We start from the raw sequence: 23,247 nt of genomic DNA on the forward strand, positions 1-23,247 counted from the left end.
CTGCCCGTGAGGGTGGGCGCCGCCGCCTCCACCCGGTTCCGGCCCGGCGTCTACGGGGAGGTCGTCGACCGCCGGCAACGGGGATACGCGACCGGCGCCCCACCGGCCCTTCGGCGGTGGGGAAGCCTCAGACGCATCCTTCGTTGATGTCCTTGGGCGCGGTCACGTCCGCCGGCTTGGCGCCGGAGGCCGCGCTGGGTTTGACCGTCGGGCGGGCGCCGGGCCCGGCGGTCTGACCGGCGCCGGGCGCGGAGGGCTGGGCGGTGGCGGTGAGGGGCTGCCGGACGACGGTCGAGGCCCGGATGGCCTTCGCGGTGACGGTGCGGATCTTGCTCCAGTCGGGGTAGCCGGTGTTGATCAGCGGCGGGACGAACTGGACGCTCGTCACCTTGGCGCTCTTGACCTTCAGGGCCAGCGGGACCAGGTGCTCCAGCATGGAACGCGGGATGTCGGTCTGGAAGAGTTCCTTGGCGGCCAGCGCGACCTGGTTGAACCGCACCAGCACGGTCGCGGGGTCGGACTGGGCGAGCAGGGCGCTCAGCACGCAGCGCTGGCGTCCCATCCGGGTGTAGTCGTCGCTGTTGGTGCGGGAGCGGGCGAACCACATGGCGTCGGCGCCGCCGAGCTTGCGGGTGCCCGCCTTGACCAGGCCCTCGTTGTACTTGCCGAAGACCACGTCCTGGGGCACGGTCAGCTTCACGCCCCCGATCGCGTCGATCAGCCGGGCGAAGCCCCAGATGTTCACCAGGGCGTACCAGTCGATCTTCAGGTTGAGCGTGTAGCCGATCGTGTCCATGAGCGTCTGGGTGCCCTGGTTCTTGCGGCCCCCGAAGATCTCCGGATGCATGTCGGCGTACTCCCAGACGGCGAAGAGCAGGTCCTCGCGCGAGCCGTCCGGGTTGGCGGGCAGCCGGAACCCGTCGGGGAACCGCTTGGCCATCGGGGTGCCGGGAAGGAAGCGGACGTTCTCCAGGTTGCGCGGCAGGCTCAGCAGCACGGTGTTGCCGGTCTTGACGTCGACGCTGGCCACGTTGATGCTGTCGGTCCGCACCCCCACCCGGTTGGTGTCCGCGTCGCCGCCGAGCAGCAGGATGTTCACCCGGTCGCGGCCCGCCCAGGGGTCCTGTTCCCGGGCGCCGCCGTCGCCGGTCTGGGATCGCGGTGTGGCCGGGGCGCTGAAGACGTCGTCCAGCGCCGACTGCGAGACCGCCGCGTACTGCCCGACCAGGCTGAACGGCAGCAGCACGCCCACCGCCAGCACCCCCGCCACGCCTCCGGTGACGATCTGGTCCGTTCCGCGCAGCGTGCCGGGGTTCATCACCACGAATGAGTGCACGATCAGGGCGAACCAGGCGATGCCGAGCGCGATGGAGCCCACCGTGACGGCGGTCAGCCAGGACGACGTGACCAGTTGCCCGGCGAGCTCGCCGAGGTCGCTGGTGAGCACGACCCACAGCAGGGCCAGCAGCAACGCGGCGTAGACGGACAGGAGCGTCAGCCCGGTCCTGCGCCATCCGGCGCGCAGATGCGCGGCCCCGGGTGCGATCGCGGACAGTGCCGTCCATCCGATGACCGCGCCGACCCCGAGCGGCTTCGTTCTCTCCCGCAACTGCTCCCCGTTTCCTCCAGCTTGCGCGTCGCAGGGAGAGATAGTAGGGCGACAAACCAAGTAATGGGAGACAAATGCATGAACGGCACGGAAAGCTAATACGGCTTTATCGCCTCATTCATACTTAAATAGCTTTCGATCGCGCTTTCCGGTCAGGCCGAGGACGGCATGGCGAACGGCGCCGGAAGGCTCCCGGCGGACGCCCTCCGGGCGGGCCGGTCGAGCCCCGCGAGCCGCCCTGGCTACCCTGACCCCTATGCCCGACGTTCTCGGTCCCGACTACCGGCTCAGAACCCTGCCCATGGCAGACGACTACGAGGGGGCGGTGGTCGCCTCGCTGGTGGAGCGGCGCGCCGCCGAGCCCACCGGCAGGGCCGTGCTCTACATCCACGGTTTCACCGACTACTTCTTCCAGACCCACCTGGCCGAGCACTTCGTCGACCAGGGGATCGATTTCTACGGACTCGATCTGCGCAAGTACGGCCGCTCGCTGCTGCCGCACCAGACCCGGGGGCTGGTGCGCAGCGTCACCGAGTACTTTCCGGAGATCGACGAGGCGATCCGGATCATCAGGGAGGAGGACGGCCACGACGACGTGATCATCAACGCGCACTCCACCGGGGGCCTGATCGCCGCACTCTGGGCCGACCGGGTCCGGGGCCGGGGGCTGGTCCAGGGGCTGCTGCTCAACAGTCCCTTCCTCGACCTCAACGTCCCCGCGCACCTGCGGGTCGCCGCCGACGCGCTGCGGGGTCCCCTGTCCAGGATGTCCCCGCGCACCGTCGTGCCCCTCGCCGCGGCCACCGCGTACGGCACGAGCCTGCACCGCGGCCACCGGGGGGAGTGGGACTTCGACCTGGAGTGGAAGCCGCTCGGCGGGTTCGCGGTGCACGCGGTCTGGCTGGCCGCGATCCGCCGGGCGCAGCGCAGGCTCCACGGCGGCCTCGGCGTGGACGTCCCCGTCCTGGTGCTCAGCGCGGAGAGGGGACTGCGGCTGCGTGACTTCGCGCCGGAGGCCCAGAGCGCGGACATCGTGCTCGATCCCCGGCAGATCGCCCGCTGGGCCACCAGCATCGGCCCGCACGTGACGTGCGTCCGGATCGCGGGCGGCATGCACGACCTGGTGCTGTCACCCGAACCCGTGCGCAAACGGGTCTTCGCCGAGATGGACCGCTGGATCACCTGCTACCAGGGAAACGCGAAGAGGCTGAAGTAGGCTCCGGCGATCAGGAGCAGGCCGGTGCTGCCCAGCACCCCGATGATCGCGGCGTGCTGGGAACGGCTGGGCTGCCAGCCCTCCCGCAGCCCGGAGACCACGGCCGCCACGGCCGTGACCTCCTGCACCAGCATGAGCAACGCCAGGATCCTGATGACCAGCCACCCGGAGAGCACCGCGGGCCAGGCCCCCGCCTGGTTGACGGAGAACAGCACCAGCAATGTGATGAACGCGAGCACCGAGACGAGCAGCCCGAGCCCGGTCCACGCCATCCGGCGGAAGCGGCGCCGGATCGGCGGCCAGATCCGGGCGTTGGTCTCGGCGGCCAGCTGCCGGCCGCGCAGCCGTACCACCATCGCCGCCACCGGGCCCACCACGTAACCGCCGGCGGCCAGGCAGAGCGCCAGCCCGAGGACCGTGCCCCCGGCGTACCAGGGGGCGGTGGGAACATCGCTCGCCTGGTAACGCTGGACCGGGGTGGCGCCGGCGATGTGGATCGCGGGCCGGGCCGTCCGGGGAAGGCCCAGGACCCAGTTGGAGAGCGTCTGCAGGTAGCCCGGCGCCAGGGGGCCTCCCTGGATGCGCATGCCGTGGTCGGCGCCGTTGAGGTAGCGGATCGTGTAGTTGGAGTTGCCGCCCTCGGCCAGCGCGCCGGTGAGCGCCTGGCTGCTCTCCACGAAGGGGATCGACGGGTCGCGCGTGCCGTACAGGGCCAGGACCGGCTGGTGGAGTCGGCGCAGCATGGGCAGGCCGTCGTAGCGCAGGAAGTTCATGCGGACCGAGCCCATCGCCCGGGTGAGCAGCTCGCGCACCCCGCTGGGCGCGTGCAGCCGGTCGAGCTGCTCGCTCAGCGCCCAGGTGACCTGCCGCATGGGGGAGACGTTGGGCGCGGAGACCAGCACGGTGAACCCGACGTCCTTGCTCCTGGCGGCGGCGATGGGGGTCACCCAGCTCCCCTCGCTCACCCCCCAGAGCCCGATCCTGGCCGGGTCGACGTCGGGGCGCTGCCGCAGCCGCGTCAGGACGCGCAGGGCGTCGTCGGCGAGCAGCTCGAAGTCGCGGTTGAGAAAGTCGTAGCCCACGGTCCGCTTGTCGTAGGTGAGCGTGACGATCCCGGCCCTCGCCAGCCACTCGGCCTGCGTCGTGAACTCGCCCCGGACCCCGGGCCCGGCCCCCTGCACGAAGATCAGCGCGGGATGCCGTCCCGGGGTGAGCGGCGCGCGGATCGTGGCCCCCAGAACCGTGCCGTCTCCGGCGCGGACGCTGATGTCCTGAGTGGTGATCTTCCCGTTCGCGGCGACGGGCTTGACCTCGGACGGAGGCTGAGGGGGCAGGGTCTGGAAGACCGGGTCGGCGGTCATCGGAGTGGGGTCGAACGCCGGCGGCAGCGTGTAGCCCAGCGTCGCGAGGATAAGCAGAATCAAGGCCGCGGCCATGCTCAGCACGCCTCGACCGGCCTGTGCGACATTCCGGATCTCGCCCGTCACTCGCCTCCGTGATGGCCATATGGAGGTATCGTTCCCCTCGATCTTTAAGGGTACTCATGAGCGGGGCTCATGGGCAGGGGGAGAGACCCACGTGATGAGAGTGGCGTCATTTATCGCCGGGGCCTGTTAGCTTCATGCGACATGCGGATGCTGCACACATCGGACTGGCATCTGGGCCGTTCGTTCCATCGGGAGAGTCTCCTGGGCGCCCAGGGAGTCTTCGTCGACCATCTGATCGAGACGGTCAGGTCGGAGCGGGTCGACGTGGTCGTCGTCTCCGGCGACGTCTACGACCGGGCGCTGCCCTCGGTCGACGCGGTGGAGCTGTGCAACCAGGCACTGCGGCGGCTGGCCGCCGAGGGCGTCCGCACCGTGGTGATCAGCGGCAACCACGACTCGGCGCGCCGTCTCGGTTTCGGCGCCGACCTGATCGACGCCGCGGGGGTTCACCTGCGCACCGATCCGGGGCGGGTCGGTGAGCCGGTGATGATCGACGACGTCGCCTTCTACGGCATCCCCTACCTGGAGCCCGAGCTGGTGCGCGTCCCCTGGGAGTTGCCCGAGCGCACCCACACCGCCGCGATCGGCCACGCCATGTCCCGGATCCGCGACGATCTCTCCCGGCGGGGCTCCCGGTCGGTGGTCCTCGCCCACGCGTTCGTGACCGGGGGGAAGGCCAGCGACAGCGAGCGCGACATCAGCGTCGGCGGCGTCGCGCACGTCCCGGTTTCGGCCTTCGACGGCGTCGACTACGTGGCGCTGGGACATCTGCACGGCCGCCAGCGGATGAGCGAGACCGTCCGTTACTCCGGCTCCCCCATCGCCTACTCCTTCTCCGAGGTCGGCCAGGTGAAGGGTTCCTGGCTGGTGGACCTCGACGCCGGCGGCCGGGTGAGCGCCGAGTTCGCCGAGGCCCCGGTGCCCCGGCCGGTCAACCGGCTCAGCGGTCGTATCGACGACCTGCTGACCTCCGCCGAGCACGCCCCCTACGAGGATCACTGGCTCCAGGTGGTGCTCACCGACCGGGTCCGGCCCAAGGGGGCCATGGACCGGCTCAGGTCCCGCTTCCCGCACACGCTCAGCCTGTCCTTCGAGCCCGAGGGCGGGGTCCAGGAAGCCGCGGCGCGCCCCAGGGTCGCGGGCCGTCCCGAGATCGAGGTGGCCCTCGACTTCGTCCGCGAGGTGCGGGGCGAGGCCGCCGACCCCGCCGAGACCAGGTTGCTCCAGAAGGCCATCGAGGAAAGCCGGACCAGGGAGGCGATGGCGTAGATGCGCCCGCACCGTTTGTGGATCTCCGCGTTCGGTTCCTTCCCCGCCGAGGAGGAGGTCGACTTCGACGCCCTCACGGAGGCGGGGCTGTTTTTGATCCACGGCCCCACCGGCGCGGGCAAGACCACCGTCCTCGACGCGCTCTGCTACGCCCTCTACGGCAGGGTGCCGGGCAAGCGCGACAGCGCCAAGAGCCTGCGCTGTGATCACGCGCCCGCCGGCCGGGGGCCGAGCGTGGCGCTGGAGGTCACGGTCAGGGGCAGGCGACTGAAGATCACCCGATCGCCGGCCTGGCAGCGCCCGAAGATCAGGGGCACCGGCACCACCAGGGAGAACGAGAAGGCACTCCTCCAGGAGCTCAATCCCGCGGGGGAGTGGATCGGGCTGACCACCCGGGTCGACGAGGCCGGCGAGCTGATCGGCACCCTGCTGGGCATGAACGCCGACCAGTTCTTCCAGGTCGCGATGTTGCCCCAGGGCGATTTCGCGAAGTTCCTGCGCGCCGACGGTGAAGACCGCCGCAAGGTCCTCGAACGCCTCTTCTCCGTGAAGATCTACGCCGCCGCCGAGTCCTGGCTCGCGAACACGCGGACCGAGGCCCACCGCGAGCAGCAGTCCCTCCGCAGGGAGGTGGACTTCGCCGCCAAGCGCCTGGAGGAGGCCGCAGGCCCCGGCCTCCTCGCGGCCCTGGCCGAGGGCGACCTCCCGGACGGCGCGGCCTCGGAGGAACTCCCGGACGGGACGGTCTCCGAAGAGGGGTCCGGCGCCGCGCGGGCGGCCTCCGAGCTCGCCGGTGAGACCGCTCCGGGGGAGGACGCCGGGCCGCGAGGAGCGGTGGTCTCCGTGGAGGAGGACCCGCTGGAATGGGCCCGCGCGCTTGAGGAGCTCGCCGGGCGGGCGGCCGCCCGGGTGCGCCGCGACTGCGCCGAGGGCGAGGTCGCGGTGCGCGAGGCGCGCGGAAGCCTGGAGTACGGCACCGCGCTGGCCGACCGGCGGCGTCGCCACGCCGAGGCGCTGACGCGGAGCCGCACGGTGGAGGAGACCGCGGAGGAGAGGGTGGATCTGCAGGCCACCCTGACGGAGGCCGCCCGCGCGGACCGGCTGCTCCCGCTGATCCAGGGCGCCGAGCAGCGGGCCGAGGCCGCGACCAAGGCCTGCCGGCTGGCCGCCGACGCCGTGGCCAGGGCGCTTCCCCTCCTCGGCGCCGGCCGGGATCCCAGCCCGGACCTCCTGGCCTCGCTGGAGCGCGACCGCCGAAGCGAGATCACCCGCCTGGGTGAGCTGCGCGCCGAGGAGTCACGCCTGGCGAGGATCGTCCGGGAACGCGAGCAGACCGATCGGGAGATCGCCGGGCTGATCGCCGCGCAGACCGAGACCGACGCCCGGCTGGAGGTCATTCCCGGACTCCGGCTCGACGTGGACGGCCGGCTCACGGCCGCCCGTCTCGACGCCGCCCGGGTTCCCGCCGCCGAGTCGGCGGCCGAGAGCGCCGCGGCCCGGCTCCGGGCGGCCGAGCACCGTGAGGAACTGGCAGCCGAGCTGGCCGTCGCCCGCGCGGACCTGGAGGCCAGGCTCTCCGCCCTGCCCGTCACGCCGGAAGAGACCGTGGCGCCGGAAGAGACCGTGGCGCCGGACGAGACCGTGGAGCCGGATGAGGCCCAGACCCGCGAGGCGCTGGCCTCCCGGGGGCGCGAGCGCCGCGAGGAGCTCGCGGGGCTGGAAGGGCTGCGAGCCGACGAGGCCCGGCTCGCCGAGCTGGACGGTCTGCTCGCCGGGCTGGACCTCGATCTCCAGGAGTCGGCCCGGCAGGAGTCCGCGCTCCGCGAGATCCAGGAAAGACTGCCCGCCGAGTCGGCGGAGGCCGCGGCCCGGCTGGCCGCGACCAGAGCCAAGGCGGCCGGGATCCCGGCCGCGCGGGCAGCGGCGGCCGCCGCCGCCGCCGTACTCACCGCCGCCCGGCGCCGCGACGACCTCCGCGCCGAACTGGAGACGGCGCGCGTGGCCCAGGTGGAGGCCGTCGACGACGCCCAGAGGCTCCGTGACCTGCACCAGGATCTCCGGCAGGCCAGGATCGAGGGCATGGCCGCCGAGCTCGCGGCCAAACTCACCCCCGGTGCCCCCTGCTCGGTCTGCGGCTCCCCCGACCACCCCGCCCCGGCGGCCCCCGCCGACGAGGCGCCCACCGCCGAGGACGAACGCACCGCCCAGAGCGCCTACGAGAAGGCCATGGAACGGCGCCAGAACGCCGGCAACACCGTCACCGCCCTGAACTCCCGGCTGGAGGAGGCCCTCGCCGTCGCGGGTGACCTGACCGTACGGCAGGCCGAGGAGATCCTCGCCGGGACCGAACGGGAACTGGAGGCCCTGACCGGTGCGGCGAGCACCGAGGAGGCACTCGCGGGGGAGGTGGAGCGCCTCACCGCCGAGCTGGACGAAGCCAGGGCGCGAGCCGCGGAGATCGCCCGGCGGCTGGCCGAAGACCGTATGCGCCGGACGGGATGGCGGGCCGAGCACGACCGGCTGACCGCCCGCCTGGACGGAGCCCGCGGCGCGGACCCCACCGTTCAGGCGCGCCGCGACCGTCTCGCGGGAGAGGCCGCGCTCCTCGCCGACGCCCTCACCGCGGCGACCCGCGTCGCCGAGGTCGCGGCCGGACACCGCGAGGCGTGCGGCAGGACCGACCTCACCGTGGAGCTCGCGAGGGCCGGGCTCGCCGAGGCGGAGCGGGCGCTGACGGCGCTGCGCGAGTCGGCGGAGGCGGAGGAGCGGCTGCGGAACGAGACGGAGGCTCTGGCCGCCGAGTTCGGACGACTGCAGGAGAGCTCACGCGAGCTCGCGATCGCCCTCTCCGCCCGCCGTACGAACGTCGAAGCGCTCGCCTCCGACATCGAGCGGCTGACCGGCCGCCTCGACGAGGCCCGCGGGCAGGACGCGACCCTGGCCGCGAGGCTGGAGCGGCTGGCCGACGAGACCGAGCTGCTCAGAGAGGCGGTCGAGGCCACCCGTGAGGAGCAGACCACCGCGACCGAACTCGTGACCGCCCAGGAACGGGCCCTGGCCGCCGCCGTCGAGGCCGGGTTCCTCGGGCTCGACGACGCCCGCGCGGCGATCCGTCCCGCCGCCGAGCTGGAGGCGAAGGCCGAACGGCTCCAGGAGCTCGACAGGATGAGCACCGAGGTCGCCGCGACGCTCGCCGATCCCGAGCTGATCGCCGCCGCCGCGGAGCCGGAGCCCGACCTCGCCGGGCTGCGGGCCGCGCGAGACGAGGCCGACGCCGTCCACGCCGGCCTGCTCTCCGACCTGCGCCAGGCCGAGACCCGCCAGGCGCGGCTGGCCGCGCTCCGCACCGAGCTGGCCACGTGCCTGGAGCTCTGGCTGCCCGCCGCCGGCAAGCACCGGCTGGCCGAGCGGCTCGCCGCCCTGACCGGCGGAAACTCCAGCGACAACCAGTGGAACATGCGACTGTCGTCCTACGTGCTCGGCGAGCGTCTCCGCCAGGTGGTCGAGTCGGCCAACGAGCGGCTCGACCACATGTCGGGCGGGCGCTACCTCCTCGAACACAACCTCGGCCGTACCGCGGGCGACCGGAGCAGGTCGGGCGGCGGGCTCGGCCTGCGGATCCTGGACGCCTGGACCGGCGTGGACCGCGACCCGGCGACGCTGTCCGGGGGCGAGAGCTTCGTCACCTCACTGGCGCTCGCCCTGGGCCTGGCCGACGTGGTGACGGCCGAGGCCGGCGGGGTGGAGCTTGAGACCCTCTTCGTCGACGAGGGCTTCGGCACCCTGGACGAGGACACCCTCGACGGCGTGCTCGACATCCTCGACGGCCTGCGGGACAGGGGCCGGGCGGTCGGCATCGTCAGTCACGTCGCCGAGCTACGCACTCGCGTCCCCGCTCAACTTCGTGTCCGTAAGGATCGCCGCGGTTCCACGCTCTCCACGACGACCCCGTGACTTCCGGGGGGCGCTCTCGGCGGAGCCGCGGGTACGGCGGGCGGCCGGGCGGAGCACCCGCTTGGTCAGGTCGGAGCCGGTGACCGCGCGCAGGATCTCCGCGCCGAGGATGACCCCGGCCCCCAGGGCGAGCGCGGTCGAGAGCGCCTGCAGCAGGCTGTCCATGCCCGCGTCCCCGTGGCCGAGGCTGACCTCGAGCATGCCCCGGTAGAGGGCGGTACCGGGGAGCAGCGTGCCGATCGCCGGAATCGTGATCACCATCGGCGGCACCCGGACGCGCTTGGCGTAGGCGGTGCCGAACAGGCCGACGACCGCGGCCGAGACGGCCGTCGCCAGGATGGTCGGGACCTGCCAGCTGTGGAGCTGGACGAAGACCGTCCAGACCACCCCGCCGCCGATCGCCGCCGGGATCAGGTAGCGAGGCGGCACCAGAAGCGCGACGGCGAACGACACCGTCACCCCGATGGCGCCCAGGAACTGCTCCGGCCTGAGCACGAGGGGTGCGCCGGGCACGTTCTCCACCCTCAGCGGCACGCCGAGGCGGATCGCGGCGTACAGCGTGATGCCGATCCCCGAGACGACCGCGGCCAGTATGAAGAAGATCTCGAACAGCCTGCCGGTCGCCGTCACGTATTCGCCGGCGATGCCGTCCTGCACGCAGGCCACCATCGGGCGTCCCGGCAGCAGCGCGACGACCGCGCCGACCACCACGGCCGAGGCCTGAACGGGCGCGTCGAGCGAGATCATCAGGACCGAGACCAGCGAACCGAGCATCGCGGCCACCGTGAGCTGGAAGAACTCCGCCACGCCCCGTCTGGCCAGCCATGCGCTGACCCGGTCGCCCAGCACGGTGGCGCAGAACGCGGCGACCGCGACGAACCAGCCGCCGCCGACCAGGATGCTCGCGGAGGAGGCGATCAGCGCGAGCGCGGTGACCAGGAACCAGTTGGGGTAGACCGGCACCCGCCGGGTGATCTCCCGCAGCCGGGCCTGGGCGTCGTCGAGCGGCACCGACCCGCCGGAGGACTCCCTGACCAGGTCGTGGACCGCGATCAGCCGGTCGTAGTCGGGCAGGCGGCGGCGGACCCTGCGCTGGGCGGTGACCGGCGCGCCGCCGTCCGTGGGGACGTGCGACAGCGTGATGACCGAGAGGTTCACGTCGGCCTCACAGTGGGGCACGCCGTACGCGTTGGTGACCCTGCGCATGGTGACGGCGACCGTCTCGGTGGCCTCCCCGCTGCCGAGCAGTAGTTCGCCCACGCGCAGTGCCAGTCCCATGGCCCGATAGATGTCGCGTTGGACGGGTGCGGGTTCCAGAGGTGACGCCGACAATTTGCTCCCTGACCTCCTGGCGCGTCCCACGAGGTTACCCGCTCACCGATGCGGTGCCCACCACGCGTGGTGGGCACCGCATCGGTGAGCGTGACACACCTTGCGGGCAGGTCGAACCGGCCGGAATGCTTAACCCTGCGGACAGAGGAGTGGGGCTCGGAGAACAGCCGGAACCTCTCCAGGTAGCCGCGTGACAGACATGGCAGCCTCGAAAGGTTATGCAGTACCGGCTCGCGCTGGCCGACATCTCCGATCAGAAGGACTGGCGGATCGAGAACGCCGACCACGGGCCGCTGTCGACGTTCGCGCGCGGCAAGATCGACCTGGTGAAGACCGACCGGCATTGGACAGACATTCTGAGCCCCCTTTAACTCCTGTGCATATTTGCCAACTCTTGGACAATGTTGTGTTAATTTCTCATCATTGGGGCTGGAGGTGACGTTATGGCGGATGTGTTCCAAGCGACGGTCGAGAAACTCGCAGTTCAGGTCAATCAGCAGGTTCAGCGCGTACGTGAGACGTACGACGCGGTCAATGCGATCGAGTCCACAGTGACCTCCGCCGACGGGACGATCAGCGTCACCGTGGGCCCGCAGGGCCAGGTCCGCGCCATTGACCTGAACGCCCGCGTCTACCGCAAGCTCGCCGCCACGGAGCTGGCCGCCGCGATCATGGAGCAGATCAACCGCGCCACGACCGACGTCACCGAGCGGCGTCGGCGGCTGATGGAGCCCCTCATGCCGGAGGGACTTCGCTACGACCAGGTCTTCGGCGAGAACGTCACGCTCGACGCCTTCCTGCCGCCGCCCGTGGATCCGGACGCATGAGTGGCTACTACGTCCATCCGTCCTCACTGCGCAGCCAGACTCACGTCTACGACCAGCAGCGCATCGACGTCGAGCAGACGCGCAACGACCTTTGGGCGGCCTTCGACCGCGACAGGAACACCCTCGGCAACGACGAGTATGGCGCAGAGCTGGCCAAGAAGCTGCCCAGGATCGAGGAAGAGATCTTCACGGCGCTGAACGCCTACATCAGCGAGCTGGAGGACACGTCCTCCGGCCTGCGCACCACCGCGGGCAACTACGAGCTGGCCGACCAGCCCTGGGCCTCCGGCTCCTGATCATCGTCCATGGGATTCGACGGGTTACTCGTACCTGACTGGGCCAAGCCGTACATCGGCTGGGTCGTCGGCATGGACTGGCCTGAGGGCGACGAGACCGGCTGTTTCCGGCTCGCCGACGCGTGTGTGACCGCCGCGCACCGCATCGTCGAGGGCACCGCCGCCGACCAGCCGTGGACCGCGGACAAGATCGGCTCCGAGTGGGACGGCGCAGCCCACCTGGCCTTCGCCGAGCACGTCGGTAAGATGGCCGGCCAGCGGGTCGCCGGTCTGGTCAACCGGCTGGTCGACACCGCCGTCGCGCTCAACGGTGTCGGCGTGCAGATCCAGTACGCCAAGTACATGATCGAGGTCACTGTCTGGCTGCTGATCGCGCAGCTGGCGTACCTGCTGGCGGCGGCCATCGCCAGCGGCGGGGCGAGTCTGGCGCTCATCCCGCCACGTGTGCAGCTGGCCCGGATGACGGTCGCGCAGATCGCCAAACGGGCCCTGCTCAACATCGCGATGTTCGCCGGGATCGTGGCGGGCATGGACGCCGGCATCCAGCTGACGCAGATGGCGCAGGGACGCAGGGACGCGTTCGACCTGAAGCAGCTCGGCATATCCGCGCTCAGTGGCGGCGCGATGGGCGGGCTCATGGGGCTGATGAGCGGCGGGCTCACCCGGCTGGCCACGCCCGCCCTGCGTGCGGGGCTGTCCAGGGCGGAGATGAGCACGGCCGAGCGGCTGCTGGCGGCCGCCAGCTCTTCCCTCTACGGCCAGGCCGCCCAGTACGCGGTCACCGGCGGCATCACCACCGCTGGGACCATGCTGGTACAGGGCAACTTCAGCTGGGACCTCCTGGCCAAGGGCATCACCTCCAGCGCGCTCGGAGCCGACGGCCAGCACCTGACCACGGCCCTGCCGAACCGCGGCGGCGGCACGCCGTCGCCCTACGGAGACCCGTCCTCCGCTCCCCACGACGGCGGCCCAGGCCCCGAGCCCCGCAACGGTTCCGACCCTGGTCCACGCAATGACCCGGATCCCGCGCCCGGGGATCGCCCCGATCCCGAGCTCCGTACCGGTTCCGACCCTGGTCCACGCAACGACGCGGATCCCGCGCCCGGGGATCGCCCCGATCCCGAGCTCCGTACCGGTTCCGACCCCGGTCTACGCAACGACGCGGATCCCGCGTCCGGGGATCGCCCCGATCCCGCGCCCGATCGTGGGGCGGCTCCGCGCGTGGAGCCCGTGGTCGGCCCCGGTCTCGGCTCCGTACCCGATCGCGGCACCACGCTGAGCCAGGCGACCACCGACACCGCGCCCGGTGCCGGGTCCGAGACCGTCCGCCAGACCACCGCCCCGCAGGGACTGCCGCACGGGGCCGACGAGGCCAGGCCGCAGGCCGTGCCGCAACAGGGCCCGGCGCCTGTGCGCGTCCTGGAGACGCCCCGCCCCCGGACGTCCGACCAGAGTCCGCCCTCCGCGGTCCGCAACACTCCGGAATACGCGGCCGATGGCACCCCCCGCCGGTCGAGCGAGCGCCAGTCCGGCGGCGCACCACACCAGACCCCGGACCGCGCCACCGGTGGCGCGCCGCCGCATCAGGTGCCGGACCGGACGGGCGGTGGGATGACGCAGCAGGCCGCCGAGCGCGGGCCCACCGGCGCGGCAGCCGCCACTGGCGTACGCGGCAACGGCGCCGATCCGGCCGCGCCCGCGCGGCAGGGGGCTCCAGGTGAGACACCCCCCGTCAGCAGGATCGAGCGGCTGCTCAACCACGTCTCCGACGCCGGAGAGACCACGCCGCCCACCCGGACGGCGGGCCGAGCCGACCAGACAGGCGACGGCACATCCCCACCGGCCCAAGCAGCAGGCGGCACGTCTCCCCCGCCTCTGGCAAGAGACGGCGCACCCACACCGTCGCAGGCGGGAGACAGGACGCCGCCGCCGTCCCGCCCCGGTGACACCTCGCCGGGAGCGTCCCAGGACGGGCCCGGCGGTTCGCGGAACAGCTCGTCGTCGCGGGCCCCGTTCGACTTCGAACGCTTCTACAACGACCCCCGCTGGTTGGCGGAGGCCACGAGGTTCGAGCAGCGCCTGGGCGCATACTACTTCAACGACCCGCAGACCGTGGACGCCGCCTGCGTCGCACTGGGCAGGCTGCGCGACGTCCTCCTGGACCTCACCCCGAGACAGCCGGGTGAAAGCCCCTCGGCCTTCGCCCGCCGCGTCGAGAGCGCCTTCTTCAATGACGACCCGGCCAACGCCGGCCAGGTGGGTACGCGCACGGGCGTGACCGTGGACGACCTGCTCGCGCACGGAAACCTGCGCGAACTGGTGACGGCCTTCTACAACGGCGCCTACTACAACCGCGCCAACCCGAACATTTTCGGCAACGCCCTGCTCGACATCATGGACACCGGCGGCTGGGACCGCGCTCGCGAGGCCGGTCTCGACGTCGGCGAGGTGCGGCGAGCCCAGCACCAGCTCGACGAGCGGTGGCACCGCCCAGCGCTCGGGCGGCTGGAGGCCAGGTTCATGCCCGACAGGTACACCTTCAACCGTGACCCGTTCGGCACGGGCAACGTCGGCATGCTCTCGGAACGCGGCGCCAGGGACGTCGCCGAGATGGTCTCGAGCCAGTTCAGCCGGCGCGACCGTACGGAGACGGAGATCCAGGACCTCAACACGACGCCCGGCCACTACGACCGCCTGGGCGCGCCCTTGGGGAGGTTCGAGCGGGCGTTCGTGGAGGAGCACCTCAACGGGCGGGCCGACCCCGACACGTTGCTACCCTGGCGCGAGGGCGTGACCATGCACGACACGACCGGGAGCCGGTGGGCGAGGCGAATCGCGGGCGAGGGCTTCCCCGTGGTCGACGGCGTCTCCGGCACCACCGCGAAGATGCTCACCGCGGTCAAGTTCCTCAACCTCGGCCCCAGCACGACCGAGCACTTCCTGGGTGCGCTCATGGGATGGATGCTGCCGGGCTTGGACCACTCGCTGTTCGAGATCGCCAGAGGTGCGCAGATCGCCGACGTCGGGGGGATGCGGCTGGAGCCCGGCTCTCGGCCCAACATGGTGGACTTCTACCGGAGCCTGCCCGGCGTCGACCTCTCCACGCTACGGGGGAAGATCCTGCCCGACGGTATGTTCCCGCACGAGTCCCGATACTTCGCGCACGCCACGGACCGCGCCGGTTTCTCCGAGACGCAGCACTCCGCGGTGCGATACACCCTCGACTACCTCTGGTCGCAGCTCGAACAAGGCAGGGTCACCGCCCGCACCCTCGCCGAATGGCTGGACGGCTCGGGCATCAACCCGCGCGACCGCGCCGCGGTGCGTGCTCTGGGCGACCGGCTGTCGCCGGCGCACCTGATGGCGCTGAGCGCGTACGCCATGGAGGGCCATCACCTGATCAACAACATGACGCGTACCCAGCTGTGGACCGGCGGGTTGTCGGAGTCGTTGGTCCGGCACGGCATGGTGAGCAAGGTCAGCACGCTCGTCGGCAACTACCTGAACGGACTCGCCGTGGACCCCCAGCTCGGGGGGCTGCCGATAGCCCTGAACTCGCTCGTGCGCGTGGACGACCACTACCTGAAAATGAAGCCGCCCAAGGAATGGAGACCGCTCCTGACCCCGATGGCCGACTCTTACGTCGACGCGGTCCGCCGTAAGGGCGAGGCCAAGGAGCGATTCGAGCAGGCGCGGGACAAGGGCAACAAGCAGGAGGCCAGGGAGGCCGGCCAGGACCTCAGGGCGGCCCGTAAGGACGCGAAGGATGCGTGGAAGGCGCTGGAGGAGCAACTCGGCAGGGCCACACCGGGCCTGTTGGACGAGATGCGCTGGCACACCGACATGCTGTACGACGCGATGGCGCAGCTCCCGATGGTCGGCTCGCCGGAGCGGCCAGTGTGGGCGTACCGCGGGGACTGGATGACGCCGGTGCACTCGCCCATCTACGGCTCCACGCTGCACCCGCACGGGACGACCCGCGAGTTCCTCAGCATGAGCAGGCAGCTGGAGGTGGCGATCAAGTTCATGGTCGAGCGCACGTCCAGAGACCGCAAGGTCCTCGTGGCCTACCAGCTCACCGGGCAGCAGGCCAAGGACATGTCGGTCTTCTCCCCCTATTTCGGCGAGAAGGAGATCGTCTTCCCGCCGCACTCGCGCGTGCGCCGGGTGGACGATCCCGAGCTGGTGGCGAGCCTGCGCGCGGAGGTGGACGCGCTGGCGGCGGACGCGGTCGTACGTGGCGTCATCTCGGAGGTTCCGCGCTATGAGATCATCGTGATGGAGGAAGGCTGACGTGAGCGCCGAATGGGCTGAGTTGGACGACAGGACATGGCAGCTCTACAGCGGCGTGCACCGGATGCTGCTCCGCCTGGCCGGCCGGCTGCCCGACGAGCTGATCACCCGAGCCCGCGCCATGCTGGCCGAGGGCGACCTGAGCTACCTGCCCGACGCCGTGACGATCGCCGCTGTCGAGGGTGGCGTCCCGCTGACGGCCGAGGAGGTCGAGGTCCTGCGCGAGGTGTTCACCGTGCTCGGCCTCGAGGGCGAGCCGACCGCCTCCGGCGAGGTCACGCTCACGACGACCACCCCCGCGACCGGTCACACTTTCTCCCCCGACTCGGTGCGGCCCCCGCGCGTGCCGGCCGGCATCGACCTGACGGGCGGCGTCCCCGCCGAGCTCGCCGACCTGGATGACGAGCTGTTCGACCTGACCGACCAGCTCGTGGTGGATGCCCTGAGCGAGCACGCTGGCGTCGTGGCGGTGCGGCGTGCCTGGCGCGACGGCTCGGAGGGCGCGCGGCGGGTCTACCTCATGGAGGTGGATCCGGGCATACCGGCCTGGGGTCCGACGCTGGAGGCTCAGATCGAGGCGTCGCAGATGGGTGAGAGCGATCCGCAGGTCGAGGTCTACTGGACCGGCGACGACCTGCCGCCCTACCACCGGGCCGCGATCGAGGCCGCGGCCTTTCTGTGGCGGCGCTGACGAGCCCGTACGGGAGAACGGCCTCCTGCTCGCCGTTCTCCGCCCGTCCTGTCGCCCTTGGCGCGCGGGAGGGTGCGATTCCTTCTATGAATCCCGTGTATCGGTGCATAACTCGGGCATGGTGGGTAATCGTTTGACTCCTTTGGGTAGCATTTCTGGCCCGAGGGCACCGGAACACCAGTGAAGAGGAGCGACCACCCGTGATAAGCGTCCTGATCGCCGAGGACATGAATCTCATCCGCGGGGCCATGGTCGCCCTGCTCTCCGCGGAGCAGGACATCACAGTGGCGGGGGAGGTCGGGCACGGTGACGAGGTGGTGCCCGCGTGCCTGCTCCACAGACCGGACATCGCGCTCATCGACATCGGGTTGCCCGGCACCGACGGCCTCACCGTCACCGCGGAGCTGAGCCGCAGGCTTCCCACGTGCAAGGCGGTGATCCTGACCGGCCTCGCGACCCCGGCGGCGCTGAAACGGGCGCTGGACGCGGGCGCGCGAGGGTTCGTCGTCAAGGACACCCCCGCGGGGCAACTCGCCGAGTGCGTGCGCCGGGTGGCCCGCGGCGAGCGGGTCGTCGACCCGGACCTGGCCGTCGCCGCGCTCCACGCCAGGAAGAACCCGCTCACCACCCGTGAGCTGGAGGTGCTCAAGGTCGCGGCCGAGGGGGCGCCCGTCGGTGAGATCGCCGACCGGCTCTGCCTCTCCTGCGGCACGGTCCGCAACTACCTGTCGCGGATCCTCATGAAAGTCGGCGCCCGCACGCGGGTGGAGGCGGTCACGATCGCCAGGGAGGCCGGGTGGCTGTGGCCCGACGACCTGGGAGACCTCGGGGTGATCCGTTACCGGTCGCCGACCTGATCGCCGGTCGCCGTTCCGCTAGCGGTCGCCGGCCTGGTCGCTCAGCCCGGTGTGCTCGGCGAGGAAGGCGAGCATGTCGGCCGCCAGGTCGACCGACCGGCTGACCGACCGCGACCCGTGCCCGACCCCGTTCTCGTGACGCAGCAGGATCGGGCGCGAACCGGAGGTGGCCCGCTGCAGTGCCGCGCACATCTTGCGGGCGTGCATGGGGTCCACCCGGGAGTCGCCGCCGAACGTGGTCAGCAGCGTCGCCGGATAGTCCACCCCGTCCGTGACCCGGTGGTAGGGGGAGTAGCCCAGCAGCCATCCCAGCTGTTCGGGGTCGTCGGCCGAGCCGTACTCCGATCGCCAGGAGGGACCGAGCCCCGACCGCTCGTAGCGGACCATGTCGAGCAGCGGGGCCGAGCAGACGGCGGCGGCGAACAGGTCCGGGCGCTGCGTGACGGCGGCGCCGACGAGCAACCCGCCGTTCGACTCGCCGCAGATGCCCAGCTGCCCGGCGGTGGTCCAGCCGTCGGCGATGAGCCGTTCGGCCGCCGCGGTGAAGTCGTCGAAGACGTTCTGCTTGCGGTCGAGCATGCCGTCGCGGTGCCACTGCGCGCCCTCCTCGCCGCCGCCGCGCAGCTGGGCGAGCGCGAAGATCCCGCCCGCCTCGACCCAGGGCAGGATGTAACTGGAGTAGGAGGGCGTGAGCGAGAGCCCGAACCCGCCGTAGCCGTACAGGATCGCGGGCCGGGGCCCGGTCCCCGGCCGGGCGAGCACGACCATCCGCACGGCCGTGCCGTCGGCCGAGGGGTAAACCACCTGGCGGGCCTCCAGCTCCGGCACCTCGACGGTGCCCGGCGCGCAGGCCCAGAGCGACGTCTGCCCGGTGCGCGCGTCGTAGCGGTGCACGCTTGAGGGGGTGACGCCGTCGGTGTAGGTGAACCAGACCTCGTGACCGCCTTCGGGGCGGGTGGACATCCCCCCGGCCGTTCCCAGCCCCGGCAGCGGCACCTGGCCGCGCCGCTCCCCGGTGCGCAGGTCGTGGACGCTGATCTCGCTGATCGCGTGCCGGGTCCGGCCGACGAGGAGCACCCCGTCGCCGATGATCGCGAAGTCGCCGATCACCGCCTCCGGATCCGGGCCGACCAGGTCGAGCCAGTGCTCGGGTTCCGGGTGAGCGGGATCGGCGACGCACAGGCGGCCCCGGGGCGCGTCCAGGGTGGTGAGGAGGTACAGGCGCCCGTCGAGGCCGACGGTGGACACCGTCACCGCGCCCACCCCCTCCTGGATCACCCGCAGGTCCGGACGCTCGGGGGAGGAGCTCGACAGGTCGGCCAGCCAGAGGTCGTTGCCGCCGCCGGACGCCGCGGAGATCGTCAGCCAGCGCCCGCTGTGGCTGAGTCCCAGACCGTAGGAGCGGTCGGCTCCGCGGATCACGACGTCGTCGGCGGCCGGGGTGCCGAGCCGGTGCAGGCAGACCTGGCGGGAGCGGACGTAGTAGAAGGACTTCCCGTCGGGGAGCCACGCCACCGGTGAGTAGCGGCAACGGTCGATCGGGCCGTCCACGATCCGTCCGGTGCCGACGTCCATGACCCGCAGCTCCGACCGCTCGTCCCCGGACCGGGACAGCTGGTAGGCGAGCAGCCGTCCGTCCAGGTCGGGCTGCCAGTTGTCGAGCGTGGTCAGCCCGCTGGGGTCGAGCTCCATCGGGTCGATCAGCGTCTCGGTGGCGCCGTCGGGACCGGTGGTGCGGAGCACCGCGTGCTCCTGCCCGGCCGTACGGAGCAGGAAGAACCGGCGCCCGCCCCGCCAGAGCGGTGCGCCGACCGTCCCCGCGCCGGTGAGTTCGGACACCCGGGCGCGCCACCCGTCGCGGCGGGGCAGCGTGGCGGCGTGGCCGCGCCACAGGTCGTCCTGGGCGGCCAGCCAGCTCCGCGTACTCGGGCTCTCGGGATCCTCAAGCCACCGGTAGGGGTCTGGTACGGCACGGCCGTGGAGGTCGTCGACGATCGGTTGCCGCTCGGCGGGTGGGTAGATCATGGGACCAGCTCCTGGGTGTTCGAAGGGTTCCACTGGCCGACCAGGTCCGCGTAGAGGGGGGAGGCGGCGAGCATCTCCTCGTGCCCGCCGAGCAGGACGCTGGTTCCGTCCATGACGAGGATCCGTCTCGCGCGAAGCGCCGAGGTGAGCCGGTGGGCGATGACGAGGAGCGTGCCGCCGCGCCGGACGAACGCCTCCTCCGCGCGGGCCTCGGCCGCCGGGTCCAGGTGGCATGTCGCCTCGTCGAGGATCACCAGCCGGGCCGGGGCCAGGTAGGCGCGGGCCAGGGCGATCAGCTGGCGCTCGCCCGGTGACAGCATGCCCGAGTGGATCCCGGCGGAGTGACCGCCCAGCCGTGTCACCAGGGCGGTGAGGCCGACCGCCGCCACGGCCTCCTCCACGGCGCCCGCGGACGCCGGGGCGAGATAGGTCAGGTTCTCCATGAGGGAGCCCCGGAAGACGTAGGCCTCCTGGGGGATCAGCACCCGGCCCGCAGGATCGAGGTCCCCGGCGGGGACGCCGCCCACCAGGATCCGCCCCGAACCGGGCCTGAGCGTGCCGGTGACGAGCGCGGCCAGCGTGGACTTGCCGATGCCGCTGGGCCCCACCACGGCGAGGTGATCCCCCTCGGGGACGGACAGATGGAGGTCGTCGATCACCGGCTCCGCGTGCGGCCCGTAGGCGAACGTCACGCCGCGCAGCTCGACTCCGGAGCCCTGGGCGGGACTCCGCCCGGCCTGCCGGTGGGGGGGCTCCTCCGAGTGCAGGATGCGGTCGAGCGACACCCGCAGCCGGACCCCGCTGATCCCCAGCCCCTCCACGAGGTTGCCGAGCGCCGGGGCCAGCGACTGGGTGATGTAGGCCAGGGCGCCGAGGATCACTCCGGCGCCGGCTCCCCGGCTGATCAGCCAGGGGGTGCCGGCGAGCACGAGCAGCACGGGCAGCCACCCTCCCACCGCCAGCGACACCGTGCGCAGCGCGGTCACCCGGGCGAGGGACCGCGTCGCGCGAGCCTGCTCCGTCACCTGGAGGCCGACCATGGCGGCCACCCGGGCCTCGGCACGGCAGGCGGTGATGTCGCGGAGCCCGCCGACCATCTCGGTGAGTGACTCGGCGGTGTGCTCGTCGGTCACGATGAAGGCCCGCTGCCGCCTGGCCAGGGCGGGCAGCGAGAGCAGGAAGAGGACCAGTCCCACCACGAACGGGGGCAGGACCAGCACGAGGACCTCGGGGATGAGGGTGGTCAGGCCGACCATGACGCTCACCACGGTGAAGACGAAGGACCTGACCACCGTGATGACCGAGGCGAAGGCGTCGCGGGCCAGCTCGACCTGGAGGTTCGACCGGGCCACCGCCCCCGTGCCGGGGCCGCCGCCCGACGTGGTCGACCGGTGTAGCGCGCCGTCGACGACGTGGGCGAGCAGATCCTCACGGAACGGCTCCACGATCGCGGCCACGGCCATCACGACCTGCCGCGCGCCGACCGCGGCCATCAGCCAGGCGCCGCCGAGGACGGCCAGCCAGGCGAAGCCGGTGCCCGGCCGGCCGGCCGCGAAGCCCTCGTCGATCGCCCGGGCGATGGCGAGACCGATGACGAGAGCGGGCGCGGTCTCCGCGACGGACCAGGCGCCGAGCCTGATCAGCTGGTAGGGGTCTCTTCTGAGCGCCCGGCGCACGGGGCGGTTCACGGGGTGCCCGCCTGGAAGACGGCCCGATAGCAGGGATCGCGCCACAGTGTGCGATGGCTGTCGTAGGCGCGCACCCGGCCGCCGTCCAGCCAGATCACCCGGTCGGCCGTCGCCGCGGTCGCGACCCGGTGGGCCACGATCAGGCGCGTACGGCCGCGCAGCTCTCCGGCGAGCGCCCTGCCGACCTGGCGTTCGGTGACGGTGTCCAGGCTTGAGGTGGCGTCGTCCAGGATGAGCAGGCGCTCGCCGTGCGCGAAGGCGCGGGCCAGGCCGAGTCGCTGCCGTTCCCCGCCGGACATGGGCGCCTCGCCCGGCGGCGTGTCGTACCCCCCGGGCAGTCGCCGGATGAAGGTGTCGGCGCACGCCGCGCGGGCGGCCGCGCGCACGGTCTCCGGGTCGGGGTCGTCGAGTCCGAGGCCGATGGCCCCGGCGATGGTGCCGCCGATCAACGCCGGGCGTTCGAAGGCGTAGCCGACGGCCTGGCGCAGCGCCTCGGGGGAGAGACGGGGCAGCGGCACGCCGTCGAGGGAGACCGTCCCGTGCAGGGGGTCCACCAGCCGTCCGGCGAGGGCGGCGAGCAGGGACTTGCCCGTGCCGGAGCGGCCGACCACGGCCACCGCGCATCCGCCGGGGACGACGAGGTCGACGTCGGCGAGCCCGTCGGCGGTGACGCCGCGCAGCTCCAGGGTGCCGGGGCCGGCGGGCAGCGGCTGCACGCCGTACGCCCTCGGCCTCTCGGCGATCAGTTCGGTGATCCGACCGGCGGCGGCACGCGCCCGGGCCAGCCGGTTGACGTAGCCCAGCGCCGCGCCGAGACCGGCTCCGAGCACGACGTACCGGGCGGCGGAGTACAGCTCCCCGACCGTGAGCTCACCGGCCGCCAGACGCAGCCCGCCCACCGCCAGCACGGCCACCTCCAGCATCGGCACCACGATGCCCGCCTGCACGCCGGCCTTCGCGTTGGCCCGCCACATCTCCATGGCGTGCAGGCGCAGCCGGGGCAGGGCGGTCAGCACCCGCGCCCTCTCCTGATCGGCGGTGCCGGCCACGGCGATCGTGCGGGCTCCGGCGAGAGCGTCGACCAGGCGGGCGGCGATGTCGCTCTGCGCCTCCTGGTAGTCGCCGGCGATCGAGGTGCTCACATTGAGGAAGGCCCGGAGCACGAGCGCGATGAGGACGAGGCCGGTGACCAGGGTCAGGGTCAGCCAGACATCGATGAGGGTGAGCGCCACGACGCTGCCCGCCGTGGGAATGATCAGTGCCGCCCCGGTGACGAGCGACTCGGGGGCGCGTCCGGCCTCCTCGGTGTTCACGCCCATCCGGGTGGCCAGGTCTCCTTCGGAGAACCGGTGGGTCATCGCCTGGCCGACCCCGAGGACGTGCCGCGCGACCCGGCCGCGGAGCCACGCCGTGGCCTGCGCGCTGCTGGATCCCGAGGCCCAGACGCCCAGGGTGTCGCAGAGCACGGCCAGGGTCACGATGAGGGCGCAGGCGCCGAGCCAGGATCCGCCGCCGGGGTCGGCCGCGACGAGACTGTCGACCGTCCGGCCCAGGACGAGGGGGAGTGCCAGTTCCGCGAGGGCGCCGACGACGGAGGTGACGGCGAGAACGCTCAGCCAGGGGCCGCCGCGCCGTACGGTCTGGAGCACCAGCCGATCTGCCGTCCGCACCGTTCCTCCTCGTGGAGCTCATGGTCTGTGGAA

Annotated in this window: 15 protein-coding genes; 9 read left to right on the forward strand and 6 right to left on the reverse strand. The window is 72.1% G+C overall.

The genetic code is table 11. The annotated features are described in order from the left end of the window. Nucleotides 1-127 precede the first annotated feature (127 nt). Nucleotides 128-1,609, reverse strand: a complete 1,482-nt coding sequence (locus J2853_RS03155; RefSeq protein ID WP_307554767.1) for an LCP family protein — start codon at nucleotides 1,607-1,609, stop codon at nucleotides 128-130. A gap of 256 nt (nucleotides 1,610-1,865) precedes the next feature. Between J2853_RS03155 and J2853_RS03160 the strand changes: the two genes are divergently transcribed. After that, nucleotides 1,866-2,825: an alpha/beta hydrolase gene (locus tag J2853_RS03160; protein ID WP_307554769.1), complete on the forward strand. Its 960-nt coding sequence runs from the start codon at nucleotides 1,866-1,868 to the stop codon at nucleotides 2,823-2,825. Here the strand turns inward: J2853_RS03160 and J2853_RS03165 are convergent. Then, nucleotides 2,795-4,249 (reverse strand): alpha/beta hydrolase family protein, encoded by a 1,455-nt coding sequence (locus J2853_RS03165; protein WP_307554771.1) that lies wholly within the window; start codon nucleotides 4,247-4,249, stop codon nucleotides 2,795-2,797. The two genes, J2853_RS03160 and J2853_RS03165, sit on opposite strands and share 31 nt — an antisense overlap. A gap of 204 nt (nucleotides 4,250-4,453) precedes the next feature. Between J2853_RS03165 and J2853_RS03170 the strand changes: the two genes are divergently transcribed. Both J2853_RS03170 and J2853_RS03175 read left to right on the forward strand, forming a co-directional pair. After that, entirely contained in the window at nucleotides 4,454-5,581 is a 1,128-nt protein-coding gene (locus J2853_RS03170) for an exonuclease SbcCD subunit D (RefSeq protein WP_307554773.1), read from the forward strand. Then, nucleotides 5,582-9,535 carry an AAA family ATPase gene (locus J2853_RS03175; RefSeq protein WP_307554775.1) on the forward strand — a complete coding sequence of 1,318 codons (3,954 nt, stop codon included), beginning with the start codon at nucleotides 5,582-5,584 and terminating at the stop codon, nucleotides 9,533-9,535. Here the strand turns inward: J2853_RS03175 and J2853_RS03180 are convergent. Next, nucleotides 9,458-10,867, reverse strand: coding sequence for a threonine/serine exporter family protein (locus J2853_RS03180; RefSeq protein WP_307554777.1), 1,410 nt, complete (start codon nucleotides 10,865-10,867; stop codon nucleotides 9,458-9,460). The two genes, J2853_RS03175 and J2853_RS03180, sit on opposite strands and share 78 nt — an antisense overlap. A 218-nt stretch (nucleotides 10,868-11,085) precedes the next feature. Between J2853_RS03180 and J2853_RS03185 the strand changes: the two genes are divergently transcribed. The 6 genes from J2853_RS03185 (at nucleotide 11,086) to J2853_RS03210 (ending at nucleotide 17,831) form a co-directional block, all read left to right on the forward strand. After that, nucleotides 11,086-11,238 carry a hypothetical protein gene (locus tag J2853_RS03185; protein WP_307554779.1) on the forward strand — a complete coding sequence of 51 codons (153 nt, stop codon included), beginning with the start codon at nucleotides 11,086-11,088 and terminating at the stop codon, nucleotides 11,236-11,238. Between the two features lie 72 nt (nucleotides 11,239-11,310). Then, nucleotides 11,311-11,694: a YbaB/EbfC family nucleoid-associated protein gene (locus J2853_RS03190; RefSeq protein ID WP_307554781.1), complete on the forward strand. Its 384-nt coding sequence runs from the start codon at nucleotides 11,311-11,313 to the stop codon at nucleotides 11,692-11,694. After that, nucleotides 11,691-11,990 carry a hypothetical protein gene (locus J2853_RS03195; protein WP_307554784.1) on the forward strand — a complete coding sequence of 100 codons (300 nt, stop codon included), beginning with the start codon at nucleotides 11,691-11,693 and terminating at the stop codon, nucleotides 11,988-11,990. The genes J2853_RS03190 and J2853_RS03195 overlap by 4 nt, the downstream gene beginning before the upstream one ends. A 9-nt stretch (nucleotides 11,991-11,999) precedes the next feature. Next, the gene (locus J2853_RS03200; protein ID WP_307554786.1) at nucleotides 12,000-16,283 is read left to right on the forward strand and encodes a WXG100-like domain-containing protein; all 4,284 of its coding nucleotides are present in this window, start codon (nucleotides 12,000-12,002) and stop codon (nucleotides 16,281-16,283) included. Nucleotide 16,284: 1 nt separating this feature from the next. Continuing rightward, a complete protein-coding gene (locus J2853_RS03205) occupies nucleotides 16,285-16,974 on the forward strand; it encodes a hypothetical protein (protein ID WP_307554788.1) in 690 nt (229 codons plus the stop codon). Nucleotides 16,975-17,174: 200 nt separating this feature from the next. Next, nucleotides 17,175-17,831, forward strand: a complete 657-nt coding sequence (locus J2853_RS03210) for a response regulator transcription factor (RefSeq protein WP_307554790.1) — start codon at nucleotides 17,175-17,177, stop codon at nucleotides 17,829-17,831. An 18-nt stretch (nucleotides 17,832-17,849) separates the two neighbouring features. Here J2853_RS03210 and J2853_RS03215 read toward each other — a convergent pair whose 3' ends face one another. The 3 genes from J2853_RS03215 to J2853_RS03225 are packed head-to-tail and all read right to left on the reverse strand — an operon-like array spanning nucleotide 17,850 to nucleotide 23,214. Next, complete coding sequence (locus J2853_RS03215; RefSeq protein ID WP_307554792.1) at nucleotides 17,850-19,856, reverse strand: prolyl oligopeptidase family serine peptidase; 2,007 nt, start codon at nucleotides 19,854-19,856, stop codon at nucleotides 17,850-17,852. Beyond that, nucleotides 19,853-21,544 carry an ATP-binding cassette domain-containing protein gene (locus J2853_RS03220; protein WP_307554794.1) on the reverse strand — a complete coding sequence of 564 codons (1,692 nt, stop codon included), beginning with the start codon at nucleotides 21,542-21,544 and terminating at the stop codon, nucleotides 19,853-19,855. Before J2853_RS03220 ends, J2853_RS03215 begins: the two co-directional genes overlap by 4 nt. Then, a complete protein-coding gene (locus J2853_RS03225; RefSeq protein WP_307554796.1) occupies nucleotides 21,541-23,214 on the reverse strand; it encodes an ABC transporter ATP-binding protein in 1,674 nt (557 codons plus the stop codon). Before J2853_RS03225 ends, J2853_RS03220 begins: the two co-directional genes overlap by 4 nt. Between the last annotated feature and the right edge of the window lie 33 nt (nucleotides 23,215-23,247).

It is taken from the genome of Streptosporangium lutulentum, from assembly GCF_030811455.1.
In the GTDB taxonomy this organism is placed as follows: Bacteria; Actinomycetota; Actinomycetes; order Streptosporangiales; family Streptosporangiaceae; genus Streptosporangium; species Streptosporangium lutulentum.